We start from the raw sequence: 22,715 nt of genomic DNA on the forward strand, positions 1-22,715 counted from the left end.
TGATAAAAGCGTCTATCATGCCTCTGCTGAGCCCCCAAAGCCGTATTGCCACGGCGGGCCCGTTCCAACCCGCGAGGAGTCCTGTCATGCCCAAACCCCGTCCCCCCATGCCGATACCCTTCGGCTGGTTCGTGATTTCGTACAGCGATGAGCTTGCCGTCGGCCAGTCCCGGGCGGTGGAATATTTTGGCAAGGAACTGGTGTTGTTCAGGACCGAATCGGGCAAGGCCGTCCTGCTGGACGCCTACTGCCCGCACCTGGGTGCGCATCTGGGCTATGGCATCAACGAGAGCAGTGGCCAGGGTGGCCGCATTGAGGGGGAGACGATCGTCTGTCCCTTCCACGCCTGGAAATTCAACGCCGAGGGTTTCTGCACGGAAGTCCCCTACGCGAAAAACATGCCGCCCAAGATCCAGGGCAAGCAGTGCCTGCAGACCTACCCGCTAGTGGAAGACAACCAGGTGATCTATGCCTGGTACCATCCCGACGATGCTGCGCCGCTGTGGGAGGTCGAGTCCTTTCCCGAGGCCAACAGTGATGACTGGGCGCCGCTGCAGCGCTTCGAGTGGGTGATCAAGACCGCCTGCCAGGAAATGGCCGAGAATGGCGCCGATTCCGCCCACTTCCGCTACGTGCACCAGACAGCGACCTTCCCCGAAACTGATCTGACCTACGACCAGCACTACTCGCTGGGCATCCAGCGCGCGGATCTGCAAACACCAAAGGGTATGGTCAAGGGCAGTATCACATCCAGGAATATTGGGCCCGGGCAGGGTTTTACCCGTTTCGAGGGCATTGCCGACACTTTCCTGATGGGCAACGTCACACCGATAGACGACGAGACAGTACATGTTCGTTTTGCATTTACCCAGCCCAAGGTCAACGGCGAGGTCAAGGAGGGGGGTGTGAACGCGGCCATCATCCGTGACATCTGCAAGCAGCTGGATGAAGACAAGCCGATTTGGGAGCACAAGATGTTCCGGCCCCAGCCTGTCCTTTGTGATGGTGACGGCCCTATCGCCCGTTTCCGCAAGTGGTACAGCCAGTTCTACACCGAGCCGTTGGCCACCAGCTGAGTCAACTTGATGCGCCCCCCGCCGGCGTCACCCGGCCGGCCAGGGGCGCAGTCAGAAGGTGATGGATTCGCCGACGGCCGGGATGGCAACGCGCACTTGCAGTTCCTCCCACAACTTGTCGGCGAGAGCGTCCTGGGACCTGGGCTCTCCATGGACCAGGGCGATCCGCGGGGTTGGCTTGAAATGTGCCGCCCAGGCAATCAGCTCGCTCTGGCCGGCATGGGCGGAAAAACAGCCCAGGGTCTCCATCCGCGCCTTGACGGCATATTCCTCGCCAAACAGTTTCACGGTCTTCATGCCATCGACCAGCAGGCGGCCAAGTGTGCCCTGAGCCTGGAAACCGGTGAAAACTACCATGTTGCGGGCGTCCCAGATGCGCTGCTTGAAGTGGTGCCGTATACGCCCACCGGTGCACATGCCACTGCCGGCGATGATGATGGCGCCGCTCTTGATCCGGTTGATGGCCATGGATGCCTCCGTATCCGCCGTCAGCTGCAGGCGGGGAAGGAAGTCTGCCAGGGAGTCGCGATGGGCAGCGGACAGTTCGCGGATGTCGTCGCCGTCCATCAGGTCCAGCCAGCGGTCGTAGACCCGGGTCACCTCGATGGCCATTGGGCTGTCCAGGAAGATCTGCCAGGCGTCCAGCTGGCCGGCATAGTGCAGGCGGCCCAGATGGAACAGGATTTCCTGGGTGCGCCCCACCGCGAAAGCGGGGATCATGACGCTGCCGCCCTGTTCCCAAGTCTCGTGCAGCGCGGTTCGCAGCTCCTCCATGGTCTCGTCTTCTTCGCGGTGATTGCGATCGCCGTAGGTACTCTCCAGCAGCAGCAGATCGGCTTTTTCCAGCAGCTCGGGATCATTCATCAACACCGAGCCACTGCGACCCAGGTCGCCTGAAAACACCAGTGTTTTGGCGCCCCGGTTCTCTTCCAGGGACACTTCGACAATGGCAGAGCCGAGAATGTGGCCGCCGTCATGCAGACAGACCTGGCAGCCAGTGCCTACCTTGAAGGTCTTGCCGTAGCGGTAGGGCTTGAGCTGGTGCAGGACTTTTTCCACATCATGCTCATCATAGATAGGTTCCCTGGGCTTGCGGCCGCGTCGCTCCGCCCGCAGGTTCTCCCGCTCGAGATCGCGCAGGTACAGTCCGACCGCGTCCTTGAGCATGATCGGCAGCAGGTCGGCGCTGGCGCGGGTACAGTAGATGGGGCCTCGGAAGCCCTGGTGCACCAATAGCGGCAGCATCCCGCAATGATCCAGATGGGCGTGGGACAGGATGACTGCGTCAATGCTGGATGGGTCGAAGCTGAAGCGTTCATTGTGGATTCGCTCCACGGCATCGCCGCCCTGGCGCAGGCCACAGTCCAGCAGTACCCGGCCACAGGCGGGGGATTCCAGCAGGTGGCAGGAACCGGTGACTTCCTGGGCTGCGCCGTAAAAAGTGATGGTTGCCATGTAGGGTCCTTGTAATAGTAGACAGCGGCAACTATAACCCGGTTGCCGCCCGCTGCGCAGTAACGGGTTGGTTGACGGCAGCTCGTTGGTCTTTCGCGCTGCTTTGTCGCGCCGGGTTCGCTATAATGACGCCCCTAAAACAGGCGGGTCGCAGCCGTGTGGCCGTCGCCGTGACGGGATCGTGACATGTCAGACAGCAAACTCATTCCCACCGTGCAGGTGGCCAGCGGCAACAAGTTTGTCAATGAGCGCGGTATTACTGCGATCAAGGACGGCATCAAGGCGGCTGCCAGTGGCGGCGAACGCCCGGCCAAGCCGGACTGGTTGCGCATTCGGGTCCGGGGTGGCGACAGTTACGAGAAGGTCAAGGACATTGTCCACACCCATCGCCTTGCCACTGTCTGCGAGGAAGCAAAGTGCCCCAACATGAGTGAATGCTGGAGTGCGGGAACCGCGACCATCATGCTGATGGGTGATACCTGCACCCGAGCCTGTCGGTTTTGCGCCGTCAATACCGGTAATCCGCGGGGTTGGCTGGACCCGGAGGAGCCGGCCAACACGGCCGAGTCCGTGCGTCTGATGGGGCTTAAGTACGTGGTGCTGACGTCGGTCAATCGCGACGATCTGCCCGACGGCGGCGCCGGGCACTACGCCGCTTGCGTGCAGCGGGTGAAGCAGGACAACCCGGAAACCGCGGTGGAAGCCCTGACTCCCGATTTCCTCGGCGTGCTGACGGATGTGGAGACAGTGCTGGACTCTGGCATTGCGGTTTTCGCCCAGAACGTGGAAACCGTGCGCCGCCTGACGCACCCCGTGCGCGATCCCCGCGCCAGCTACGAACAGACCCTGGCGGTGCTGGCCCACGCCAAGCGCTACCGCCCGGATGTACTCACCAAAACCAGCCTGATGCTGGGTCTGGGCGAGAGCGACGACGAAATCCAGCAGGCGATGGATGATCTGCGCGCCGCCAGCGTCGATATCCTCACCCTGGGGCAGTATCTGCAGCCCACCGTCAATCACTACCCCATCGACCGCTACGTTGCGCCGCGCGAATTCGAACAGTACCGCGAATGGGGCCTGGAGCGGGGCTTTCTTGAAGTGGTCTCCGGGGTATTCGTGCGCTCCAGCTACCGCGCCGAGCAGGTACTGCAAAAAGACAATGTGGGGCTGGCATAAGCGCTGACAGCGACGATGGCCTCTGGCAAACGCTGGCAGGCCGGATCCTGGAGGGCGTTGCCCTCGATAACGTCACCGTGCTGCGGCTGGATCGCAGTGGCGGCGCTGCTCCCGGCAACAAGCAATTCAAGCTGGCGCCCCACCTGGCCGTGAGCGCCGCGGCGGGGCACCGTCGGGTGCTGTCCTTTGGCGGCGCCTGGTCCAACCACCTGCACGCGCTGGCGGCCGTAGCGCAGGCAGCTGGTCTGGAGAGCGTGGGTGTGATTCGCGGCGAACGCCCGCAAATCCTGTCGCCAACCCTGGCCGATGCCGCCGCCTGGGGCATGCAGTTGCATTTTGTCAGTCGCGGTGAGTATCGGCGCCGCGAGGATCCCGACTATGTCGCCACGCTCTCGCGGCAGTTGCGCGCTGACTATGTCATACCCGAGGGTGGCGCCGGGCCGCTGGCTGTGGCCGGCTGTCGCCCAATGGCAGATTTGATTGTGGCCCGCTTTCCGCAGGGTGCGCGCATCGTCGTCGGCGTGGGCACCGGGACAACGCTCGCGGGACTGGCAGCCGCGTTGCCGGCGAGGTTCTCCATTGAGGGTGTTGTCGCCCTGCGCGGGGACGGCCAACTTGAATCGACCATCGCTGGCTGGGTGTCGGACATGGCAGCCGAAACTCACGCCGGCTGGCGCCTGCACCGCGACTTCCACTGCGGCGGCTTCGCCCGTACCAATGCGCGCCTGCGGGCGCTCATGCGTCACTGTGACCGGGAGCTGGGCCTGGAGCTGGAGCCGGTGTACACCGGCAAGGCCCTGTTGGCCCTGCACAGTTTACTCGCCGGGGGGACATGGTCCGCGCGGGAACCGATCATTCTGGTACACAGCGGTGGACTGCAGGGGCGGCGCGGCTACCCCTGGTTGGACTGAGAGGCCGCGGCGCGTGTGTCGGCTACCGGGTGTGTGTTTATAATGGCGTTCGCTTGCGAACAGGGCAGTGCGGTTATGCAAACTGGTTTTGACAAGATCGGCCTGGTCGGGCGCAGCCAGCAGGACGGCCTGGAGGAAGTGCTGGAGCAGCTGATCAGTCTGTTGCAGGCGCATGACAAGGAGCTGGTGCTGGAGGCCCGACTCGGCGAGCTGGTGGCCGATACCGGCATTCCCCGGGCTACGCTGGATGAGATTGGCGAAGACAGCGATCTGGTGATCGTTGTCGGCGGCGATGGCAGCCTGCTCAGCGCCGCCCGCACCCTCGCCAAGTACGAGACCCCGGTACTGGGGGTCAATCGTGGCCGCCTGGGCTTCCTGACCGACATCACCCCCGATGACATCGCTACCCAGGTGCCCGCGGTGCTGGCGGGCGAGTTTGCGCGGGAAAGCCGGTTCCTGCTGGACGCGCGGGTACTGCGCGACGGCAAGACCGTGGCGCGCGCCGATGCCCTCAACGATGTCGTGGTCAACTCCGGCACCTCGGCGCAGATGATCGAATTCGAGCTCTACATCAACGGGGTGTTTGTCTATCGCCAGCGGGCTGATGGACTGATAATTTCCACCCCCACCGGGTCCACAGCCTATTCCCTGTCCGGTGGCGGGCCGATCATGCATCCGACCCTGGACGCGGTGGTACTGGTGCCCATGTTTCCCCACGCCCTCAGCAGTCGTCCCATTGTGGTGGACGGCAACAGTGAACTGCGGTTGGACATACTTGAGCGCAACCGCATCCACCCCCCGGTCACCTGCGATGGCCAGGTCAACATGACCGCGCGCCCGGGTGATTCCGTGGTCATTACCAAAAAACCGCACCGCCTGACCCTGCTGCACCCGGTCGGACACAGCTTTTACGCCAGCTGCAGGGACAAACTGCGCTGGAGCACTGCGTTGGTGAGCTGATGGCGCGAGGTTGCACGGTATTGCGGGTGCCGGCAAGCGAGGATTTGCTGCCCCTCCTGGTCCTGCTGCAGCAGCGGCGGGTCCCGCATCGAGTCTATGAAGCCGGGGGCGAGCAAGTGCTGGAGGTGGCTGATCCGGCCCAGGTCGAGGGGGTGAGGAACCTTTATCGCGCCTGGCGCTCGGGCGAGCTGCAGCTGCAGATTGCGGCACAGGCGCCATCGACAACCCAGCAGGGCTCCAGCACCCTGCAGCGGGTGCTGTCCGCCCCGGTCACCCTGCTACTGATGGCGCTCAGCGTGGCCGGTTTCCTGCTGGTGTATCTGCGCGCGCCGATGGCCTGGCTGTCACTGTTCACCTTCGCTCCCTTTACCCTGCAGGACGGTGCCATCAGCTTTGGCAGCATGGGCTCCGAGTACTGGCGTTTGCTAACGCCCGCGTTTCTGCATTTCGGCTGGCTGCATATTGTGTTCAACAGCCTCTGGCTCTGGGAGCTGGGCAACAAGGTGGAGCGCACTCTCGGCGCGGTGCACATGCTGGGATTGTTCTTTGCCATCGCCCTGGTCTCCAACGCCTGCCAGTACCTGTTCGGGGGCCCATCCATCTTCGGTGGCATGTCCGGGGTGGTCTACGGTCTGCTGGGCTTCAGCTTTGTCGGAGCCCGCTTGCAGCCGCGCTGGACCTTCGAACCCAGCCGCCCGATCATGCTGCTGATGGTGGGTTGGCTGGTGTTGTGCATGGTGGGAGTGATCGAGGTGCTGGGCTTCGGTGCGATCGCCAACGCGGCTCACGTCGGCGGATTGCTCTCAGGTGGGGCCCTGGGGGCCGGCATGGCCCTGCTGTCGCGAGCCCGGCCCGGCTGAGGTCGCGGGTGGGACAGGGGCGGCCGCAGGCGGTTATAATGCGCGGCTTTTCTGCCCCGGAGCCATCATGGAATACGAGGACGTCATCAATCAGCTTACCCCGGAGGTCTACAAAAGCCTGAAGCGCTCGGTGGAGCTGGGGCGCTGGCCCGATGGCCGCCCGGTGTCGCCCGAGCAGCGTGCGAATGCCCTGCAGGCGCTGATTGCCTGGGGGGAGCGTCATCTGCCGCCGGAGCAGCGTGTCGGTTATATCGACAAGGGCAGCAAGGCCGGTAGCGAATGCGATGATCCGCAGCCAGAACCGCTGCGCTGGCGCGACACGCCCGGTGGTCAATAGCCATGGCAGCAGAACTGGCCCGCGGGGTCCTGCGCAAGATGCAAACCCGGCTCGAGGCACCGGTGGCCTACGAGATGGTGCTGGGCGATAGCCGGGTGCCCCTCAACGCGCTGTTGGGGCAATCGCTGCAGCTGGAGTTCCTCGGTGCGATCAACTGTATCCACTGCGACCGCCTTACCAGCAAAAGCTTCAACCAGGGCTACTGCTATCCCTGCTTTCGCCGCCTGGCACAGTGCGACAGCTGCATCATGAGCCCGGAAAAGTGTCACTACCACCTGGGTACCTGCCGGGAGCCGGAGTGGGGCGAAGCCAATTGCATGATTGACCACTTCGTGTACCTGGCCAACACCTCCGGTCTCAAGGTGGGCATCACCCGCCACAGCCAGGTCCCCACGCGCTGGATGGACCAGGGGGCGACCCAGGCATTGCCGATCTTCCGGGTCGCCAGTCGCCGCCAGTCCGGGCTGGTGGAAACAGTATTCAAGTCGCATATCGCCGACAGAACCAACTGGCAGGCGATGCTCAAGGGACCCTCCGGGCCAGCCGACCTTGAGTCTGAACGGCAACGCCTGATGGCGGTTTGCGCGGCTGAAATCGCCGCGCTGCAACAACAGTTTGGCCTGCAGGCGCTGGCCCCGCTCGAGCAACAGGCTGTGACCGCGATCGAGTATCCGGTACTGGAGTACCCGCGCAAGGTCACCTCGTTCAATTTCGACAAGGACGCGCAGGTGGCCGGAACCCTGCTGGGGATCAAGGGTCAGTACCTGATCCTGGATACCGGCGTCATCAATCTTCGCAAATTCGGCGGCTATCAGGTCGCCCTGTCACAACATTGAGGTAAACCATGCGCGATGCACAGCCGCAAGTTATTCACCGCAAGGATTATCGGGCACCGGCGTTCCTGATCGAACGCACCGAGCTGGCCTTCGACCTGCACGAGGACCACGCCCTGGTCAGCGCCTGTCTCCATCTGCGGCGCAATCCCGAGGGCGAGCCTGGTGCGGCGCTGGAATTGCATGGCCAGGAGCTGGAGCTGCTGTCACTGGCGATTGACGGACGCGAGCTGGCGCCCGCAGAGTATCAACTCAGCGCCGAGGGGCTGGTGCTGTCAGCGGTTCCGGATGCCTTTCAGTTGCGCAGCGAGGCTCGCATCCGGCCCCAGGACAACACCTCCCTGGATGGCCTGTACAAATCCCGCGCCATGTTCTGCACCCAGTGTGAGGCGGAGGGTTTTCGCAAAATAACCTGGTACCTGGACCGCCCCGATGTCATGGCGGAATTCCACGTTACCATCGAGGCCGACCAGGACCGCTATCCGGTGTTGCTGAGCAACGGCAATCCACTGACGCTGGAGCCGCTGGGCAACGGCCGCCACCGTGCCAGCTGGCACGACCCTTTCCCCAAGCCGGCCTATCTATTCGCGCTGGTGGCCGGAGACCTGCGCCATATCGAGGATCGGTTCCGTACCGCCAGTGGTCGCGATGTCACTCTGCGCATCTACGTCGAGGAAAAGGACCTGGACAAGTGCGACCATGCCATGCGCTCGCTGCAGCAGTCCATGCGCTGGGACGAGGACGTGTACGGCCGCGAGTACGACCTCGACGTGTTCAACATTGTCGCGGTCGATGATTTCAACATGGGCGCCATGGAAAACAAGGGGCTGAATATCTTCAACAGCTCCTGTGTGCTGTGCAGCCCCGAAACCACCACCGATGCCGGTTTCGAGCGGGTACAGTCCATTGTCGCCCACGAGTACTTCCACAACTGGTCGGGCAACCGGGTCACCTGCCGGGACTGGTTCCAGCTCAGTCTCAAGGAAGGCTTCACCGTGTTTCGGGACGAGGCGTTTTCCGCGGACATGGGTTCGCCAACGGTCAAGCGGGTGGAGGAGGTGAATGTATTGCGCAGCGCCCAGTTCGCCGAGGACGCGGGCCCCATGGCGCATCCGGTGCGGCCCGATTCCTTTGTCGAGATCTCCAATTTCTACACCGCGACCATCTACCAGAAGGGTGCGGAAGTGGTGCGCATGATCCACACCCTGCTGGGGCCAGAGCGCTTCCGCGCGGGTTCGGACCTGTATTTCGAGCGCCACGACGGTCAGGCCGTGACCTGCGAGGAATTCGTGCGGGCGATGGAGGACGCCTCGGGTATAGACCTCACCCAGTTCCGGCGCTGGTACTCCCAGGCCGGCACCCCCCGGCTAAGCGCCCGTGGCGAGCACGATGCCCAGGCCCGGCGCTATACCCTGACCCTGAGCCAGAGTACGCCGGCCACGCCGGGACAGCCGGACAAGGTGCCGCTGATGATTCCGGTCGCCCTGGGCTTGCTCGGGGCCGCGGGCAATCTGCCGTTGCGACTGGCGGGCGAGACGCCGGATGGAGAGAACGCAGACAACACCCATCGGGTGCTGGTGCTGACCGGGGAGGAGCAGACCTTCTGCTTCGAGGGGGTGATGGAGCCGCCGGTGCCGGCACTGTTGCGGGGCTTTTCCGCACCCGTCCGCCTGGACTACGACTACAGCAGCGCCGAGCTCTGCGCCCTGATGAGCCTGGAAGACGATGGCTTCGTACGCTGGGATGCCGCCCAGCAGCTGGCCCTGCGGGTGCTCGACACGGCCCAGCAGCAGCTGGCGGCCAATGCCGCGGTGGCGGTTGACGCCCTGTACCTCGAGGCCTGCGGAGAGCTGCTGGCGAATGCCGCGCTGGATCCGGCCATGGTCGCGGAAATGCTGCGCCTGCCGGGTGAAAGCTATCTCGCCGAACTGGCCGCCAGCCGCGGCGGCGCCGATGTGGACGCTATTCATGCCGCCCGCAATGCCGTGCGGGCAGCCCTGGCGCAGCGCCACGGCGCGGCATTCATGGACTGCTACCAGCGCCTGGCAAGCACTGAACCCTATGCGCCGGATTCCGCCCAGATCGGCGCGCGCAGCCTGCGCAACATCTGCCTGGACTATCTGGCCCTGGCGGGGGAGGAGGGCCTGGCCCTGGCGGCGGCCCAGTTTGCCGATGCCGACAACATGTCTGATCGCCTGGCCGCCCTGCAGACACTCGCCAGCCACGGTAGTGCGGCGCAGCGCGATGCGACACTCGAGTGGTTTTACCAGGACTGGCAGCACGAGACGCTGGTGGTGAATCAGTGGCTGCAGGTGCAGGCGACGTTGCCCGCGACGGATACCCTGGAGCGGGTGCAGCGGCTGCTGCAGCACCCGGCTTTCGACAGCCGCAATCCCAACAAGCTGCGGGCCCTGATCGGCGCGTTCTGCAGTGCCAACCCGGTCAATTTTCACCGTGCTGATGGCGCCGGCTACCGCTTCCTGGCAGACCGGATCGAAGAACTGGACAGCCGCAACCCACAGATAGCCGCCCGCCTGTTGACGCCCCTTACCAAGTGGCGCAACTATTGGGGCCGGGAACAGCTCATGCGCGCGCAGCTGCAGCGCCTGGCGGATCTGCCAAACGTATCACGGGATGTCTACGAGGTGCTGGACAAGGCGCTCGCCGCCTGAGCGGCGCTATTCTCCGGCGTTGTTTCAAGTGCCTCGGGGGTAGAGCGTCAGGGCGTTGTCGCCGGTACTGGCGTCGTGCCTGGGCTCAGCTTTGCGCAGGCGCTTGACCGCTGCCAGCAGCGCGGCTCCGTCCCAGGCGCTGCCACAGTCCCGGTACAGGGCGCGGTCCAGGTCTGCCACTGCCGCTTCCAGGGCGGCATCACCGAAGCTGGCAGCCAGTGCCGCGGCATTCGCTCCTGCGGGTCCAGGCAGACGCGCCCTGCCCCAGGCAACCAGGGCACGTCGGGCCTGGGGTGTGCTGTTGCTGGCGCAGGCCGCCTGCAGTTGTTTGAAGGCGCGTGCCTCCCCCGGATTGGCGTTCGGTACCGTGTGCGTTGCAGGTGCAGCGCCCGCGCCGCGCGTGACCCGCCAGTGCCAGGCCAGTGTCGCCAGCCAGCCCAGGGCAAGTACCGCCGCCAGCGCCTGCCATGGCCGCTGCCCAACATTGTCGCCGGCAGTCGTGGCTACAGGAGATGTCGGGGCAGTGCCAGGCACGGTCACCGGGTCCAACCCGGCAGCGCTGCCGGGAGCGGCGGCGATGCTGATTTCCCGGGCCGGCAGCACCGCATGGCGCAGGCTGTCGGTTTCCGTGTCCCACCAGGGAATGCGCACTTCCGGCAGTGTCCAGCTGCCGGCCCGGCTCGCCACCAGGGCCGCGCTGTCCCGGCGCAGACCAACCACGCCATTGCTGTCCTCGCGGTCATCCACCAGCGGCTGGTCCGGATAGTAGCGCAGGGCGTCTGGCGCCGTGAACTCCACCGGGGGCAGTTGCGCGCCGTGCACGCCTTCGCCGCGCAAACGCAGGGTGCGGGTGGCGGACTCGCCGGCCTGCAATTGGTCCGGGGGGGTGGACCAGTCTTCCTCCAGGGTGAGATTGCGCGCCGGCAGCCAGGTACTGCCCGCGGGGAACGCGGCCGGGCGCGGATGCACGGTGATCACGACCGGCTGGGTGCGCCGTTGGATTTGGCGACCGCCGCCGCCAATGTCGAACACGCTGCGGCGGCCACTGCTCTCGCGGGCGGTAAACAGCTGGGCCGGTATCTCCAGGGTGCCGCTCTGCTCGGGAAAGATGGCATAGCGTACTTCGTGCACCAGCCACGGCCGGCCGTCGATCGTGCGCTGGAAAGAATTCTGCTCCAGCGGCTTCACGAAAGCGCCATCCAGTTGCAGCTCACTGACGCTGCGGGAGTCCAGGTTGATTGCCTGCTGGATGCGCAGGGTCAGCAGCAGCTGTCCCTGTACATAGACTTCGCTGCGATCGACCTCGGCACTGAACAGCACCTGCTGGTCGGCGTCGGCCGGGGTGGGCGGGGGGCCAACCTCGATGGCGACCGGTTGCGTGGTCTCCACGCCGGCGCGGAACGCCGGTATTGCCAGTGTGCCTTCCCGCCGCGGCGTAAGGTCCAGCGACAGCTGCCGGGTGCGCGTGGTCTGGCCGTTGATAATGCTGGTACTGCTGCTCATGCTGCGTTGCAGGATCTCGAAGTCCGCCAGCAGGGTGCGCAGCTCAAGGCCCTCCAGGTCCTCGTCTCCGGTAGCGGTGATCACCAGGCGCAGACTGTCTCCCAGCGCCACCTGCTGACGGTCTACGGCGACTTCCAGTGCCGCCTGTGGCGCCGCGCACCACAGCCATAGCAATAGTCCCAGTCCCAGCCATGTGCGGCTACCAGTCACGCTCATTTCCACTCCCGGGTTGTTGTTGCCGCTTGCGGCTCTCGTAGCGAAATTTTTCTCGCAGCAGGCCGGAAGGGTCATCCGGGACCCGTCGCAGCCACTGTTCCATGGCCTGGTTGCGCTCGGCCTCTTCCAGCGACAGCTCCGGCACCTCGATATTGGTCAGCGGTTCCGGTGCGGCGGTCGGCTCCGGCGCTGGTTCCGGCTGCATGGCACCGGAGTCCTCATCCGCCGTGCCCGCATCCTCTGATTCTGCGGCAGAGTCCCGGGGCGAGCCCTGCTCCGGATCACCTGCGTGCTGCTGCGGCTCTCCTTCCTGCTGTTCTTCCTGCTGTTCTTCCTGCTGTTTTTCTGCGTCGGGCTGACCCTGCTCCTGGCCCTGGTTTTCCTCGCCGCTGTCCGGCTGCGGCTCGCCGTCCTCGCCTGCTTGCTGCTCCTGCTCCTGCTCCTGCTGTTGTTGCAGTTTCTCCACCAGGGCCAGGTTGGCGACGGCATCTTCTTGTCCCGGCTGCAGCTCCAGAGAGCGCTGGTAGGCGTCCATGGCACCCTCCAGATCGCCGGCGCGGGCCAGGGCGTTGCCGCGGTTATACCAGCTGTCGGCGCTGTCATCCGCCCGGAAACGTTCCGCTGCCCCTGCATAGTCGCCGCTCTCGTAGGCGGCAGCACCGGCCCGGGCGGGATCCTCGAACAAGGCCGCGGCACGCTCCGGGTCGCCCGCTTCCAGGGCGCGTTGGGCCCTCTGGTCGGGGGTGAGCCAGAGGTTTTGCCAGGGTTCGGCGCGCGCGGTTGCGGGCTCCAACAACAGCAGGAGTGGCAGCAGACCCAGCAGCCAGCCGCGCCGGAACAGGGCCAGCGCCAGAGGCAGCAAGAGAATGATCAACCAGTAGCCCTGGTCTTCCCAGGCGTCCGTCGACAGGTCCTCCGCCAGGCGGGTCTCGGTGGCGGTAGCGGACTGCGCCAGCAGCGTTTCCAGGTCGCTGTCGTCCACCTGCAGACGCTGATAACGCCCGCCGGCAGCCTGCGCCAGAGCCTGCAGGGGTTCCTCGTCGAGGCGCGGGATGACAATGGCACCGGCGTCGTCGCGCAAAAACCCGCCGCGGGGCAGGGGCATGGGCGCGCCATTATCGGTGCCGAGTCCGAGCACCGAGAGCGTGACGCCTGCACTGCGTATCTGCCGCGCCATGCGCGGTACCTGCGCCTCCTCGACGCCATCGGACAGCAACAGGATACGGCCGCCGCTGACGCCCGCGGATTCCAGCAACTCCAGAGCCAGGCGCAGGGCGCCGGGAGTATCGCTGCCCGGCAGGGGCATCATGTCCGGGTTTAGCGCCGGCAACAGGTTGGCGATGGTGCCGGTGTCGTCGGTCAGTGGTGTGACCACGTGGGCGTCCCCGGCATAGGCTACCAGCCCGGTCTGGCCCTCGCGCCGGGTAGCGAGCAGGTCCAGCAGTTTTTGCCGCGCCCGGTCCAGGCGCGAGGGCGGCTGATCCGTGGCCTTCATCGAATAGCTGAGGTCCAGCACCAGCACCAGCGCGTCTTCCACCTGCTCAACCGGTTGCGGAATTTTTTTCCAGCTGGGCCCGGCGGCGGCGATGCTGGCCAGCAGCCAGCCCGCGCAGACCAGCAGCAGCAGGTTGCTGCGCCGTCGTTGTTGCTGTTCCGGGACCAGGTGGCGCAGCAGTTCGGGTGCGATGACCCGGTTCCAGCCGCCGGCCCGGCCGCGCTGTTGCCACAGCAGCGCGGTCAGGAGCAGCGCCGGTACGGCGGACAGCAGCCACAGTGGTCGCATCAGGTGGAGTCCGAACAGGGTTTCAGGCATGGTTTTTCTGCACCTCCCCGGAAGCACCAGAGCGCGCGGGCTGTTGCCCCCGCTGTCGCCAGGCGAGGACGAAACTCAGCAACAGTGCCAGCAGCAGCGGCCAGTGGCCCAGGGCCCGGCGCGGTCGGTAGGTGGCCGCCTCCTGCTCTATGGGCTCGAGTTCGTCCAGCAACTGGTAGATACCGACCAGTTCCTGGGGATCCCGGGCCCGAAAGTAGCGTCCGCCGGTGGTGTTGGCGATTTCCTGCAGCGCGGCCTCGTCCATGTCGCTGGACGGATTGACCCGGCGACTGCCGAAGCTGGAACCGAACAGTCCCGGCAGTGCCAGCTGATCGGCACCGATGCCAATGGTGTAGATGCGGATTCCCAGCCCCTGAGCGAGGCGCGCAGCGTCCATGGTGCCGATGGTGCTGGCAGTGTCCTGGCCATCGGTCAGCAGCACCAGCACCCGGCTCTCCGCCGGACGCTCACGCAGGCGTTTCACCGCCAGGCCGATGGCGTCACCGATGGCAGTTTCCTGGCCGGCGAAGCCGATCCGGGCATCCAGCAGAAACTGCTCGACGGTGGCCACATCGAAGGTCAATGGTGACTGCACGTAGGCATTGCTGCCGAACAGGATCAGCCCCACCCGGTCGCCCTGGCGGCGACTGATAAAGTCGGCACCGACGGTTCTCACTGCATCGATGCGCCGGACCAGATTGTTGCCCACCTGCATGTCTTCCACCCGCATGCTGCCGGACAGGTCCACGGCCAGCATCAGGTCGCGCCCGCTCTTGGGCAACTCGACGGGATCCCCGATCCAGATCGGTCTCGCCGCAGCCAGCAGCAGGCAGATCCACAGCAGCCACAGCAGGAACAGGGTCGTGCGGTTGCCGTTGCCGCCGCGCCGTGACTGCTGTTGGCCCAGCGCCTGCCAGCGCTGGAAAAATGGTACCCGCAATGCGGGTTCCTCGCTGTGTGCCGCGGGCCAGAAGCGCTGCATCAGCAGTGGCAGCGGCAGCAACAGCGCCACCCAGGCCCAGAGCCAGGTGATCATTGCACCCTCTTGTGGCGGCGCAGCCAGGTTTCGCTACAGCGCTGCAGGGCGACGCTGTCGATAGGGCCTGGATCGGGCGCATGGGCGCGGGCGACAGCCTCGGGAAACCGCAGCGGCGAGCGTGCCCGCTCCAGGCCTGCATTGAGGAAGCTGCGCCAGCGCTCACCACTGAGTGAGGCGACTTCGGCGCGCGGACAGGACTGCAGGGCCACCGCCTTCAGTACCGAGTTGAGCTCACCCAGGGTGCGCGCCGAATCGCCGTGCCCGGCGTGGCGCGCGAGGATTACCTGCACGGCCTGGCGGGCGGTGCGCCGGTAGCGGTTGCTGCGGTAGTGCCGCCAACCGCGCCAGACGGTCCAGACCAGCGCCGCCAGCAGCAGCCCGGCGAGCAGCCACCAGCCCGGTGCCGGGGGCCACCAGGGCACAGGCTCCGGTGTTCGCAACGGGTGCAGTGCCGCCAGCGGATCCTGTGGATTCATCGGCGCTGCTCCCCGAAATAGCGTTGCAGCAACAGGTAGGGTGACTCCGTGGTGGAGGCTTGCAGCAGGGGGATGCCCAGGCGTTGCAGGTCGGTGCCCAGCGCGACCATTCGCTGCGCCTGTTCCCGGGAATAGTTGTGACGCAGGTGGCGGTCGGCAGTGCGGAGCTCGGCGCGGCGGTGACCGTCGGTAAAGGCGTAGCGGCCCGCCGGTGGCAGCTCGGTCTCCAGCGGGTCGGCGCAGGCCAGGGCAGTAATTTCCGAGTGCTGTGCCAGCCGGAACAGGTGCTCGCGCACCGCGGGATCCTCGGCGCCGTAGAAGTCGCTGACCAGATAAATGCTGGTACCCGGCCGGGCAATGCGCCGCAGGTTGTCCAGCATGGCCGCGAGGCTGTGGTCGTCGCCGCTGGCGGGCGGCAGGCTGCGGTTGAAGGCCTCGATCTGGGATAGAATGGTGAGCACGGTCTTGCGACTGCGGCGCGGGCGTACTTCCCGGTGGCGGCTGTCATTGAACACCAGGCCGCCGACCCGGTCACCGTTGCCCAGTGCGCTCCAGGCCAGCAGGCCGGCCAGGTGCGCCGCCAGTACTGACTTGAAGCAGTGCTGTGAACCGAAGAACTGGCTGCCGCGCTGATCGACCACCACCAGTACCGGGCGCTCGCGCTCCTCGCGGAAAACCTTGGTGTGGGCGGCCCCGGTGCGTGCGGTGACGCGCCAGTCGATGGTGCGGATATCATCGCCTGCCTGGTAGCTGCGCACCTCCTCGAAATCAATGCCGCGGCCGCGGAAATTGGCCTTGTTGGGGCCGGCCAGGGCACTCAGGGCACGATTGCGCCGGGTCAGCTGCAGCTGGCTGGCGGGAAAGCGAAGCCCGATCAGGGTTTCCAGCGTCACATAGGCACCGGTCGCGGGTTGGCTGACATCGGCCAGGCGCACGCCGGGCCCCTACGCGGCCGGGACCAGGGTCAGCAACTCGTTGATGACCTGGTCCGGGGTGACACCGTTGGCCTCGGCTTCGAAGCTCAGGATCAGCCGGTGGCGGAGGACATCGCCGGCCACCGCCTGGACATCGTCCGGGCTGACAAAATCCTGGCCCCGCAGCCAGGCGTGGGCCCGCGCGCAGCGATCCAGGGCGATCGTGGCCCGGGGACTGGCCCCGTATTCGATCCAGCCGCCCAGTTCCTCGGCGTAAAGTTCGGGCTGCCGGCTGGCAATCACCAGCTGCACGATGTACTGCTCGACGGTCTCCGCCATATGCAGTGCCAGCACCTCGCGCCTGGCTTCGAACACCGCGTCCTGGCGCAGGGGCGGCGGGGCACTGGCGCTGCCGCCGCTGGCCTCGGTACGGGTCAGGCGCAGGATGGCGGTTTCCGCGGCGGCATCGGGGTAGCCCACGCGCACATGCATCAGGAAACGGTCCAGTTGTGCCTCCGGCAGAGGATAGGTGCCTTCCTGCTCGATCGGGTTCTGGGTGGCCATCACCAGAAACAGGGGGGGCAGGGGAAAGGTCTCGCTGCCCACGCTCACCTGGCGTTCAGCCATGGCTTCGAGCAGGGCGGACTGGACCTTGGCCGGCGCGCGGTTGACCTCATCCGCGAGTACCAGGTTGTGAAAAATGGGTCCGCGCTGGAAGTGGAAGCTGCCCTCCTGGGGGCGATAGATCTCGGTGCCGGTGACGTCGCCGGGCAACAGGTCGGGTGTGAACTGGATGCGGTGGAAGCTGCCTTCAATCCCGTCTGCCAGTGCCTTGATGGCCCGGGTCTTGGCCAGGCCGGGCGCGCCCTCCACCAGCAGATGACCGTCTGCGAGCAGCGCGATCAGCAGGCGCTCCACCAGATGCGCCTGACCGATGATCTGGCCGCTGAGCCAGGTTTCCAGGGTACGTATGTCTGCACTAGCCACGCAGTCTCCTTATGCCGGTTGATCGCCGTGGCGGCGAGGCCTCTCGCGCCGGGTGGCGCGTGCGGCATTGTAGCCAAAGCCCTGCCGGAGTTCACGTACCGCGCGCGAGCACTCGCTGGGACCGGCCGGCAGGGTAAAAGTTCCAGTTTACTCTCCCGACATGCGGGGCCGCTTTGCGCTAGACTACGCGACAACGATAATGATTCAGTCACGGCCCGGTAGCGGCCGGAGGTGCACGCGCGAGTCATGGCATGGGACGCTTACAAAAACAGACTGCTGGAAGAACTCACAGCCCTGATTGAGCGGCGCAGCGATGACGCTGACCGGCAATCACTGCTGCAGCTGGCGGATTCCTTTTTCAGCCGCTTTCCCGCGGAGGATCTGCGCCATCGCTCAGTGGAGAATCTTTACGGCTGCCTCTACGGCCTGTTGCACTTCATGCAGGACTGGCAGGCTCCCGAGCCCAAGGTGCGTATCTTCAATCCCGAGATCCAGGGCCATGGCTGGGAGAGCAAATACACGGTCATTGTCATTCTCTGCCGGGACCTGCCGTTTTGTACGGCATCGATCCGCGGGGAACTGAACCAGCGCAATATCCGCATTCACAGTCTTGCCAGCTGCAACCTGGAGGCCCGGCGCACTGCCCAGGGCGCGCTGGAAGAGGTGCTGGAAGTGGGCCAGGAAGCCTTCCCTGACAGCTCCCATGAGAGTCTGCTGTACTTCGAGATCGGGCGCCACTCACGGCCCGACCAGCTGGGCGAGCTGCGCGACTGCCTGCGCGATATCCTGCAGCAAGTGGCCCTGGTGGTGGATGACTTCGGACCCATGCGCGCCCGTCTGCAGGAGGCTGTGGACGCGGTTGCCACCAGCAGCTGTGTCGACCCGGACAACCGCGACGAGGCCATGGAGTTCCTGAAATGGCTCGAGTTTGATCGCATGACCTTTCTCGGCTACGAGTATCTTGAGGTCAAGCGAACGGGCGCGGAGATTGAAGTGGCGGCAGACCCGGCGCGCAGCCTCGGGATGTTGCGCCTGCGCTCCACCCGCGGTGCCCGGGACCTGCAGGCGGACCTGCACAGCATGGCGCCGGAAGAGCAACAGCGGCGGCAGCTGAGCTTCGCCAAGTCCGGCACCCGCTCACGGGTGCACCGACAGGCCTACCCCGACTATGTCGAGGTCAAGTTGTTCAATGAAGCAGGCGAGGTCATCGGCCAGCACCGTTTTTTCGGGCTCTATACTTCTTCTGTTTACACCACCAATCCGATGTTGATTCCCATCCTGCGACGCAAGGTGCAGGAAGTCATCCAGCAATCCGGACTGGACCCGCGCGAGCACGATGGCCGCGAGCTTGCGCGAGTGCTGGAGCTGTTCCCGCGCGACGAGCTGTTCCAGTCCAGCATCCGTGAGCTCGGCAATACCGTGCTCGCAGTCAACCGTATCCAGGAGCGGCGCCAGACCCGGTTGTTTGTGCGTCGGGACGCCCACGGCAAGTTCTTCAGCTGCCTGGTATACATGCCGCGGGATCGCTACAGCACCGAGCAACGCCGGGTCATGCAGAATATTCTGTGCCGCGCGCTGGGTGCCGAGGAATCCGAGTTCACCACCTACTTCTCCGAGTCGGTGCTGGTGCGCTGCCACTTTGTCCTGCGGGTGGATCCAGCGGTGGAGCAGGCCTATGACGTCAACGAAATCGAGGAGCAGATCGTGCAGGCGACACTGGCATGGGAAGACCGGCTGCGGCTGCGCCTGATAGAGGAATTTGGCGAGGAGAGCGGCGAACAGTACGCGCGCGAGATCGGCAACGGATTCCCGCCCGGTTACCGCGATGACTTTGATCCCCGCATCGCGGTGCATGACATCAAGCATCTGCTGGAACTGCGTCAGGGCCAGTCCCTCGGCATGATGCTGTACCGGATGCTGGAGGAGGATGCCGACCGCCTGCGCCTGCGGCTGTTCCACTGCGGCGAGTCGCTGCCACTGTCCGATGTGCTGCCCATTCTGGAGAACCTGGGCTTGCGGGTAATGTCCGAGCGTCCCTATGGCGTTCGCAGCAGCGACGGCGAGCGCTTCTGGATCCAGGAGTTCAGTCTCAGTTACTCGCTGTCGGACAACATCGATCTGGAACAGGTGCGCGATGAGTTCGAGGACGCCTTTGCCCGCATCTGGTTTGGTGAGGCGGAGAACGACTCCTTCAACCGGCTGCTGCTGGGCACACGTCTGAGCTGGCGGGAAATTGCCCTGCTGCGCGCCTACGCCCGCTACCTGCGCCAGATCCGCTTCCCCTACAGCGTCGAGTACATCGCCGAGACCATGGCGGACCACCTGCACATCACCGCAGGTATCGTCGAGCTGTTCCTCACCCGCTTCTCGCCGGTATTCGACGGTGACGAGGATTGGCGCACGCAGCGGGAGGAAGCGGTGGAGCAGCGCATTCTGGCGGCGCTGGAACAGGTGCAGAACCTGGGTCAGGACCGGATCATCCGCCAGTTCATCCTGGTCATCAAGGCGACCCTGCGCACCAACTTCTTCCAGGAGGGCGAGGACGGACTGCTCAAACCCTACTTCTCCTTCAAGCTGAGCCCGCGGGACATTCCCGATGTGCCTGCGCCGGTGCCGCTGTACGAGATATTTGTCTATTCACCGCGGGTGGAAGGGGTCCACCTTCGCGGCGGCAAGGTCGCCCGCGGCGGCCTGCGCTGGTCGGACCGGCTGGAGGATTTCCGTACCGAGGTGCTGGGCCTGGTCAAGGCGCAGCAGGTGAAGAACGCGGTTATTGTACCGGTAGGCGCCAAAGGCGGCTTTGTCGCCAAATCCCTGACGCCGGACATGAGTCGCGACCAGGTCCAGGAAGAGGGGATCGCCTGCTACCGTACCTTTATTCGCGGCCTGCTCGACATCACCGACAACCGCAGCGAGGGCGGCATCCTGCGGCCGCCGCTGGTAGTTGCCAAGGATGACGAGGACCCTTACCTGGTGGTTGCAGCGGACAAGGGCACCGCTACTTTTTCCGATATCGCCAACGGGCTTTCCAAAGAGTACGGCTTCTGGCTGGGCGATGCCTTTGCCTCCGGTGGCAGCGCCGGCTATGACCACAAGAAAATGGCCATCACCGCACGCGGCGCCTGGGTGTCGGTACAGCGGCATTTCCGCGAGCTGGGCATTGACGTCCAGAGCACGGATTTTACCGTGGTCGGCATCGGTGACATGGCAGGGGACGTATTTGGCAACGGCATGCTGTTGTCACCGCACATTCGCCTGCTTGCGGCGTTCAACCATCTGCACATTTTCATTGATCCGGAGCCGGATGCCGCCGGCAGTTTTGTCGAGCGCAAGCGTCTGTTCGATCTGCCGCGCTCAAGCTGGACCGACTATGACCGCAGCCTTATTTCTGCCGGAGGGGGGGTATTTGAACGTGCCGCCAAGGCGATCCACATTACTCCGGAAATGCGTGCCCGGTTTGACATTCAGGCCGATCACCTGACGCCGAACGAGCTGATCTCCCACTTGCTGCGGGCACAGGCCGATCTGCTCTGGAATGGCGGTATTGGCACCTACATCAAGGCCAGCCGCGAATCGCACACGGACGTGGGTGACAAGTCCAACGACGCTGTGCGGGTCGATGCCACCGAGCTGCGCTGCCGGGTGATCGGCGAGGGTGGTAACCTCGGCATGACTCAGCTGGCGCGGGTGGAATACGGCCTGCGGGGCGGCCGCTCCAATACCGATTTCATCGACAATGCCGGGGGTGTGGATTGCTCCGACCATGAGGTCAACATCAAGATCCTGTTGAATGCGGTGGTGGATCGCGGTGATCTCACCGGCAAGCAGCGCGACAGCCTGCTGCAGGAAATGACCGACAGCGTGGCGCAGCTGGTGCTGCAGAACAATTATCGCCAGACCCAGGCCATCAGCCTGGCCGAGCTGGAAGCCACGGAACGCAACGGCGAATACCGGCGTTTGATCAGTAACCTGGAGTCCGCGGGCAAGCTGAACCGGGCGCTGGAGTTCATTCCGACCGACCAGGAGCTGGCCGACCGGCGGGTACAGGGCCACGGCCTGACCCGGCCCGAACTGGCGGTGCTGGTGTCCTACAGCAAGGCAATTCTCAAGGAGGAGCTGATCGCCTCCGACCTGGGCATTGATCCGCACCTGGCGGCAGCAGTGGCGACGGCTTTCCCGCCGCGCCTGCTGGAGCGCTACCCGGAAGAAGTGGCGGAGCACCGCCTGCGCCGGGAAATCATGTGCACCCAGGTGGCCAATGACATCGTCAACCGGGTGGGATTCAACTTCATTCCACGCCTGCGCAAGGCGACCGGCGCCTCGGTCGCCGATATTGCCCGTGCCTATACCTCGGTGATGAAGATCTACGCCGTGGATGCCCTCTGGCTGCGTATCGAGGGCCTGGACCACCAGGTTGACGCGGTGGTGCAGCAGGAGATGATGCACAGCCTGATCCGCCTGGTACGCCGTGCCAGCCGCTGGCTGTTGCGCAATCGGCGCCATGAACTGGCGCCGACCCGCTCCATCGCCGAATTCAGCGAGGGTGTTGCCCAGTTGAGCGAGGCCCTGCCGGGCATGCTGCGCGGGCGGGCGGTGGAGCAGTACCGGGCACTGTCCCGGCGCTGGCAGGAAACCGGTGTCGAGCCGGCACTGGCAGAAGCGGTTGCCTGTGCACTGCAGGGTTCTACCACCCTGGGAATCATTCACGCCGCCTGCGAGACCGAGGCGCCGCTGTTGCAGGTTGCCGAGCTCTACTTCGAGATGGGTGAACGGCTTGAGCTGGACTGGTTCAGCGGCCAGATTCTGGCCAGCAAGGTCGACAACGAATGGCAGGCGCTGGCGCGGGATACCTATCTGGAGGACCTGGAGTGGCAGCAGCGGACCCTGGCGGTCGGCGCCCTGCGTTATCTGGACGAAGCCGGTACCCTGGAGGGCTGCCTGGAGGCCTGGGAACAGCAGCAATTCATGCTGTTGTCCCGCTGGCAGGACATGCTTACCGAGTTGCACACCACGGATGCACCGGACTTTGCCATGTATGCGGTAGCGGTCAGGGAGTTGCTGGACCTGGCGCAGAGCAGCCTGCGGACATGAAAACGGGCGCCACTGGCGCCCGTCATTCCTTGCGTTATTGCCGGGGGCGGATGGCCGCCTCAGGAAATCCTCATCTTGTGGACCCCTGACACACCCGTCAGGCCGTCCCATTGATCTACACGACCTTCTCGCCAGCCGGATACCCACTGCTGACGCTGTTCCTCTTGGGCGTGGGGGCAGAAATCGATACTGCGGCCGGAAACACCGGCCCGATAGCCGTGGTCGTACGCCCGGGAACTGGTGTCGCGCTTCTGTCTTCTCATAGATAGTGTCTCCGTTCATGACATGGCGTCGAGCGACGCAACCTCATGTAACCAGACTGTCATCGCCCGGGCCACTACCGATTTGGAACAAGATTCAGGATGCTTATAACCAAACCGTATCCAACGGTAAATG

17 protein-coding genes are annotated in these 22,715 nt (G+C 64.9%); 9 read left to right on the plus strand and 8 right to left on the minus strand.

Annotated elements, in window-relative coordinates:
- Positions 1 to 86 precede the first annotated feature (86 nt).
- Positions 87 to 1,076 carry an aromatic ring-hydroxylating oxygenase subunit alpha gene (locus tag RLO07_RS15505; protein ID WP_462293048.1) on the plus strand — a complete coding sequence of 330 codons (990 nt, stop codon included), beginning with the start codon at positions 87 to 89 and terminating at the stop codon, positions 1,074 to 1,076.
- A gap of 51 nt (positions 1,077 to 1,127) precedes the next feature.
- Here RLO07_RS15505 and RLO07_RS15510 read toward each other — a convergent pair whose 3' ends face one another.
- Positions 1,128 to 2,531: an MBL fold metallo-hydrolase RNA specificity domain-containing protein gene (locus RLO07_RS15510; RefSeq protein ID WP_462293049.1), complete on the minus strand. Its 1,404-nt coding sequence runs from the start codon at positions 2,529 to 2,531 to the stop codon at positions 1,128 to 1,130.
- A gap of 186 nt (positions 2,532 to 2,717) precedes the next feature.
- Here RLO07_RS15510 and lipA point away from each other — a divergent pair, with 186 nt between their 5' ends.
- The 7 genes from lipA to pepN all read left to right on the plus strand — a co-directional run bounded on the left by lipA (position 2,718) and on the right by pepN (position 10,280).
- The gene (gene lipA, locus RLO07_RS15515; protein WP_462293050.1) at positions 2,718 to 3,707 is read left to right on the plus strand and encodes a lipoyl synthase; all 990 of its coding nucleotides are present in this window, start codon (positions 2,718 to 2,720) and stop codon (positions 3,705 to 3,707) included.
- A gap of 77 nt (positions 3,708 to 3,784) precedes the next feature.
- Positions 3,785 to 4,618, plus strand: coding sequence for a 1-aminocyclopropane-1-carboxylate deaminase/D-cysteine desulfhydrase (locus tag RLO07_RS15520; protein WP_462293051.1), 834 nt, complete (start codon positions 3,785 to 3,787; stop codon positions 4,616 to 4,618).
- 75 nt (positions 4,619 to 4,693) lie between these two features.
- On the plus strand, positions 4,694 to 5,578 hold the full coding sequence (locus RLO07_RS15525) for an NAD(+) kinase (RefSeq protein ID WP_462293052.1): 885 nt from the start codon (positions 4,694 to 4,696) through the stop codon (positions 5,576 to 5,578).
- Entirely contained in the window at positions 5,578 to 6,438 is an 861-nt protein-coding gene (locus RLO07_RS15530) for a rhomboid family intramembrane serine protease (RefSeq protein ID WP_462293053.1), read from the plus strand. The genes RLO07_RS15525 and RLO07_RS15530 overlap by 1 nt, the downstream gene beginning before the upstream one ends.
- 67 nt (positions 6,439 to 6,505) lie before the next feature.
- Positions 6,506 to 6,775 (plus strand): YeaC family protein, encoded by a 270-nt coding sequence (locus RLO07_RS15535; RefSeq protein WP_462293054.1) that lies wholly within the window; start codon positions 6,506 to 6,508, stop codon positions 6,773 to 6,775.
- A gap of 2 nt (positions 6,776 to 6,777) precedes the next feature.
- On the plus strand, positions 6,778 to 7,611 hold the full coding sequence (locus RLO07_RS15540; protein WP_462293055.1) for a DUF2797 domain-containing protein: 834 nt from the start codon (positions 6,778 to 6,780) through the stop codon (positions 7,609 to 7,611).
- A gap of 8 nt (positions 7,612 to 7,619) precedes the next feature.
- Entirely contained in the window at positions 7,620 to 10,280 is a 2,661-nt protein-coding gene (gene pepN, locus RLO07_RS15545) for an aminopeptidase N (protein ID WP_462293056.1), read from the plus strand.
- Between the two features lie 24 nt (positions 10,281 to 10,304).
- Here pepN and RLO07_RS15550 read toward each other — a convergent pair whose 3' ends face one another.
- Genes RLO07_RS15550 through RLO07_RS15575 form a run of 6 tightly spaced genes read right to left on the minus strand, consistent with a single transcriptional unit; the run spans position 10,305 to position 17,228 of the window.
- A complete protein-coding gene (locus RLO07_RS15550) occupies positions 10,305 to 11,999 on the minus strand; it encodes a BatD family protein (RefSeq protein WP_462293057.1) in 1,695 nt (564 codons plus the stop codon).
- Entirely contained in the window at positions 11,983 to 13,812 is a 1,830-nt protein-coding gene (locus tag RLO07_RS15555) for a vWA domain-containing protein (RefSeq protein WP_462293058.1), read from the minus strand. Before RLO07_RS15555 ends, RLO07_RS15550 begins: the two co-directional genes overlap by 17 nt.
- Entirely contained in the window at positions 13,805 to 14,848 is a 1,044-nt protein-coding gene (locus RLO07_RS15560; protein ID WP_462293059.1) for a vWA domain-containing protein, read from the minus strand. Before RLO07_RS15560 ends, RLO07_RS15555 begins: the two co-directional genes overlap by 8 nt.
- Positions 14,845 to 15,327, minus strand: coding sequence for a DUF4381 domain-containing protein (locus RLO07_RS15565; protein ID WP_462293060.1), 483 nt, complete (start codon positions 15,325 to 15,327; stop codon positions 14,845 to 14,847). The genes RLO07_RS15560 and RLO07_RS15565 overlap by 4 nt, the downstream gene beginning before the upstream one ends.
- Positions 15,324 to 16,262, minus strand: coding sequence for a DUF58 domain-containing protein (locus tag RLO07_RS15570; RefSeq protein WP_462293061.1), 939 nt, complete (start codon positions 16,260 to 16,262; stop codon positions 15,324 to 15,326). Before RLO07_RS15570 ends, RLO07_RS15565 begins: the two co-directional genes overlap by 4 nt.
- A 9-nt stretch (positions 16,263 to 16,271) precedes the next feature.
- On the minus strand, positions 16,272 to 17,228 hold the full coding sequence (locus RLO07_RS15575; protein WP_462293062.1) for an AAA family ATPase: 957 nt from the start codon (positions 17,226 to 17,228) through the stop codon (positions 16,272 to 16,274).
- 246 nt (positions 17,229 to 17,474) lie between these two features.
- Between RLO07_RS15575 and RLO07_RS15580 the strand changes: the two genes are divergently transcribed.
- Entirely contained in the window at positions 17,475 to 22,319 is a 4,845-nt protein-coding gene (locus RLO07_RS15580) for an NAD-glutamate dehydrogenase (protein ID WP_462293063.1), read from the plus strand.
- A 59-nt stretch (positions 22,320 to 22,378) separates the two neighbouring features.
- On the opposite strand, the gene rmf is transcribed toward RLO07_RS15580, so the two are convergent.
- Positions 22,379 to 22,582, minus strand: coding sequence for a ribosome modulation factor (rmf, locus tag RLO07_RS15585; protein ID WP_462293064.1), 204 nt, complete (start codon positions 22,580 to 22,582; stop codon positions 22,379 to 22,381).
- Positions 22,583 to 22,715: the final 133 nt, after the last annotated feature.

The sequence above is a fragment of the Haliea sp. genome (genome assembly GCF_040221975.1).
In the GTDB taxonomy this organism is placed as follows: Bacteria; Pseudomonadota; Gammaproteobacteria; order Pseudomonadales; family Halieaceae; genus Haliea.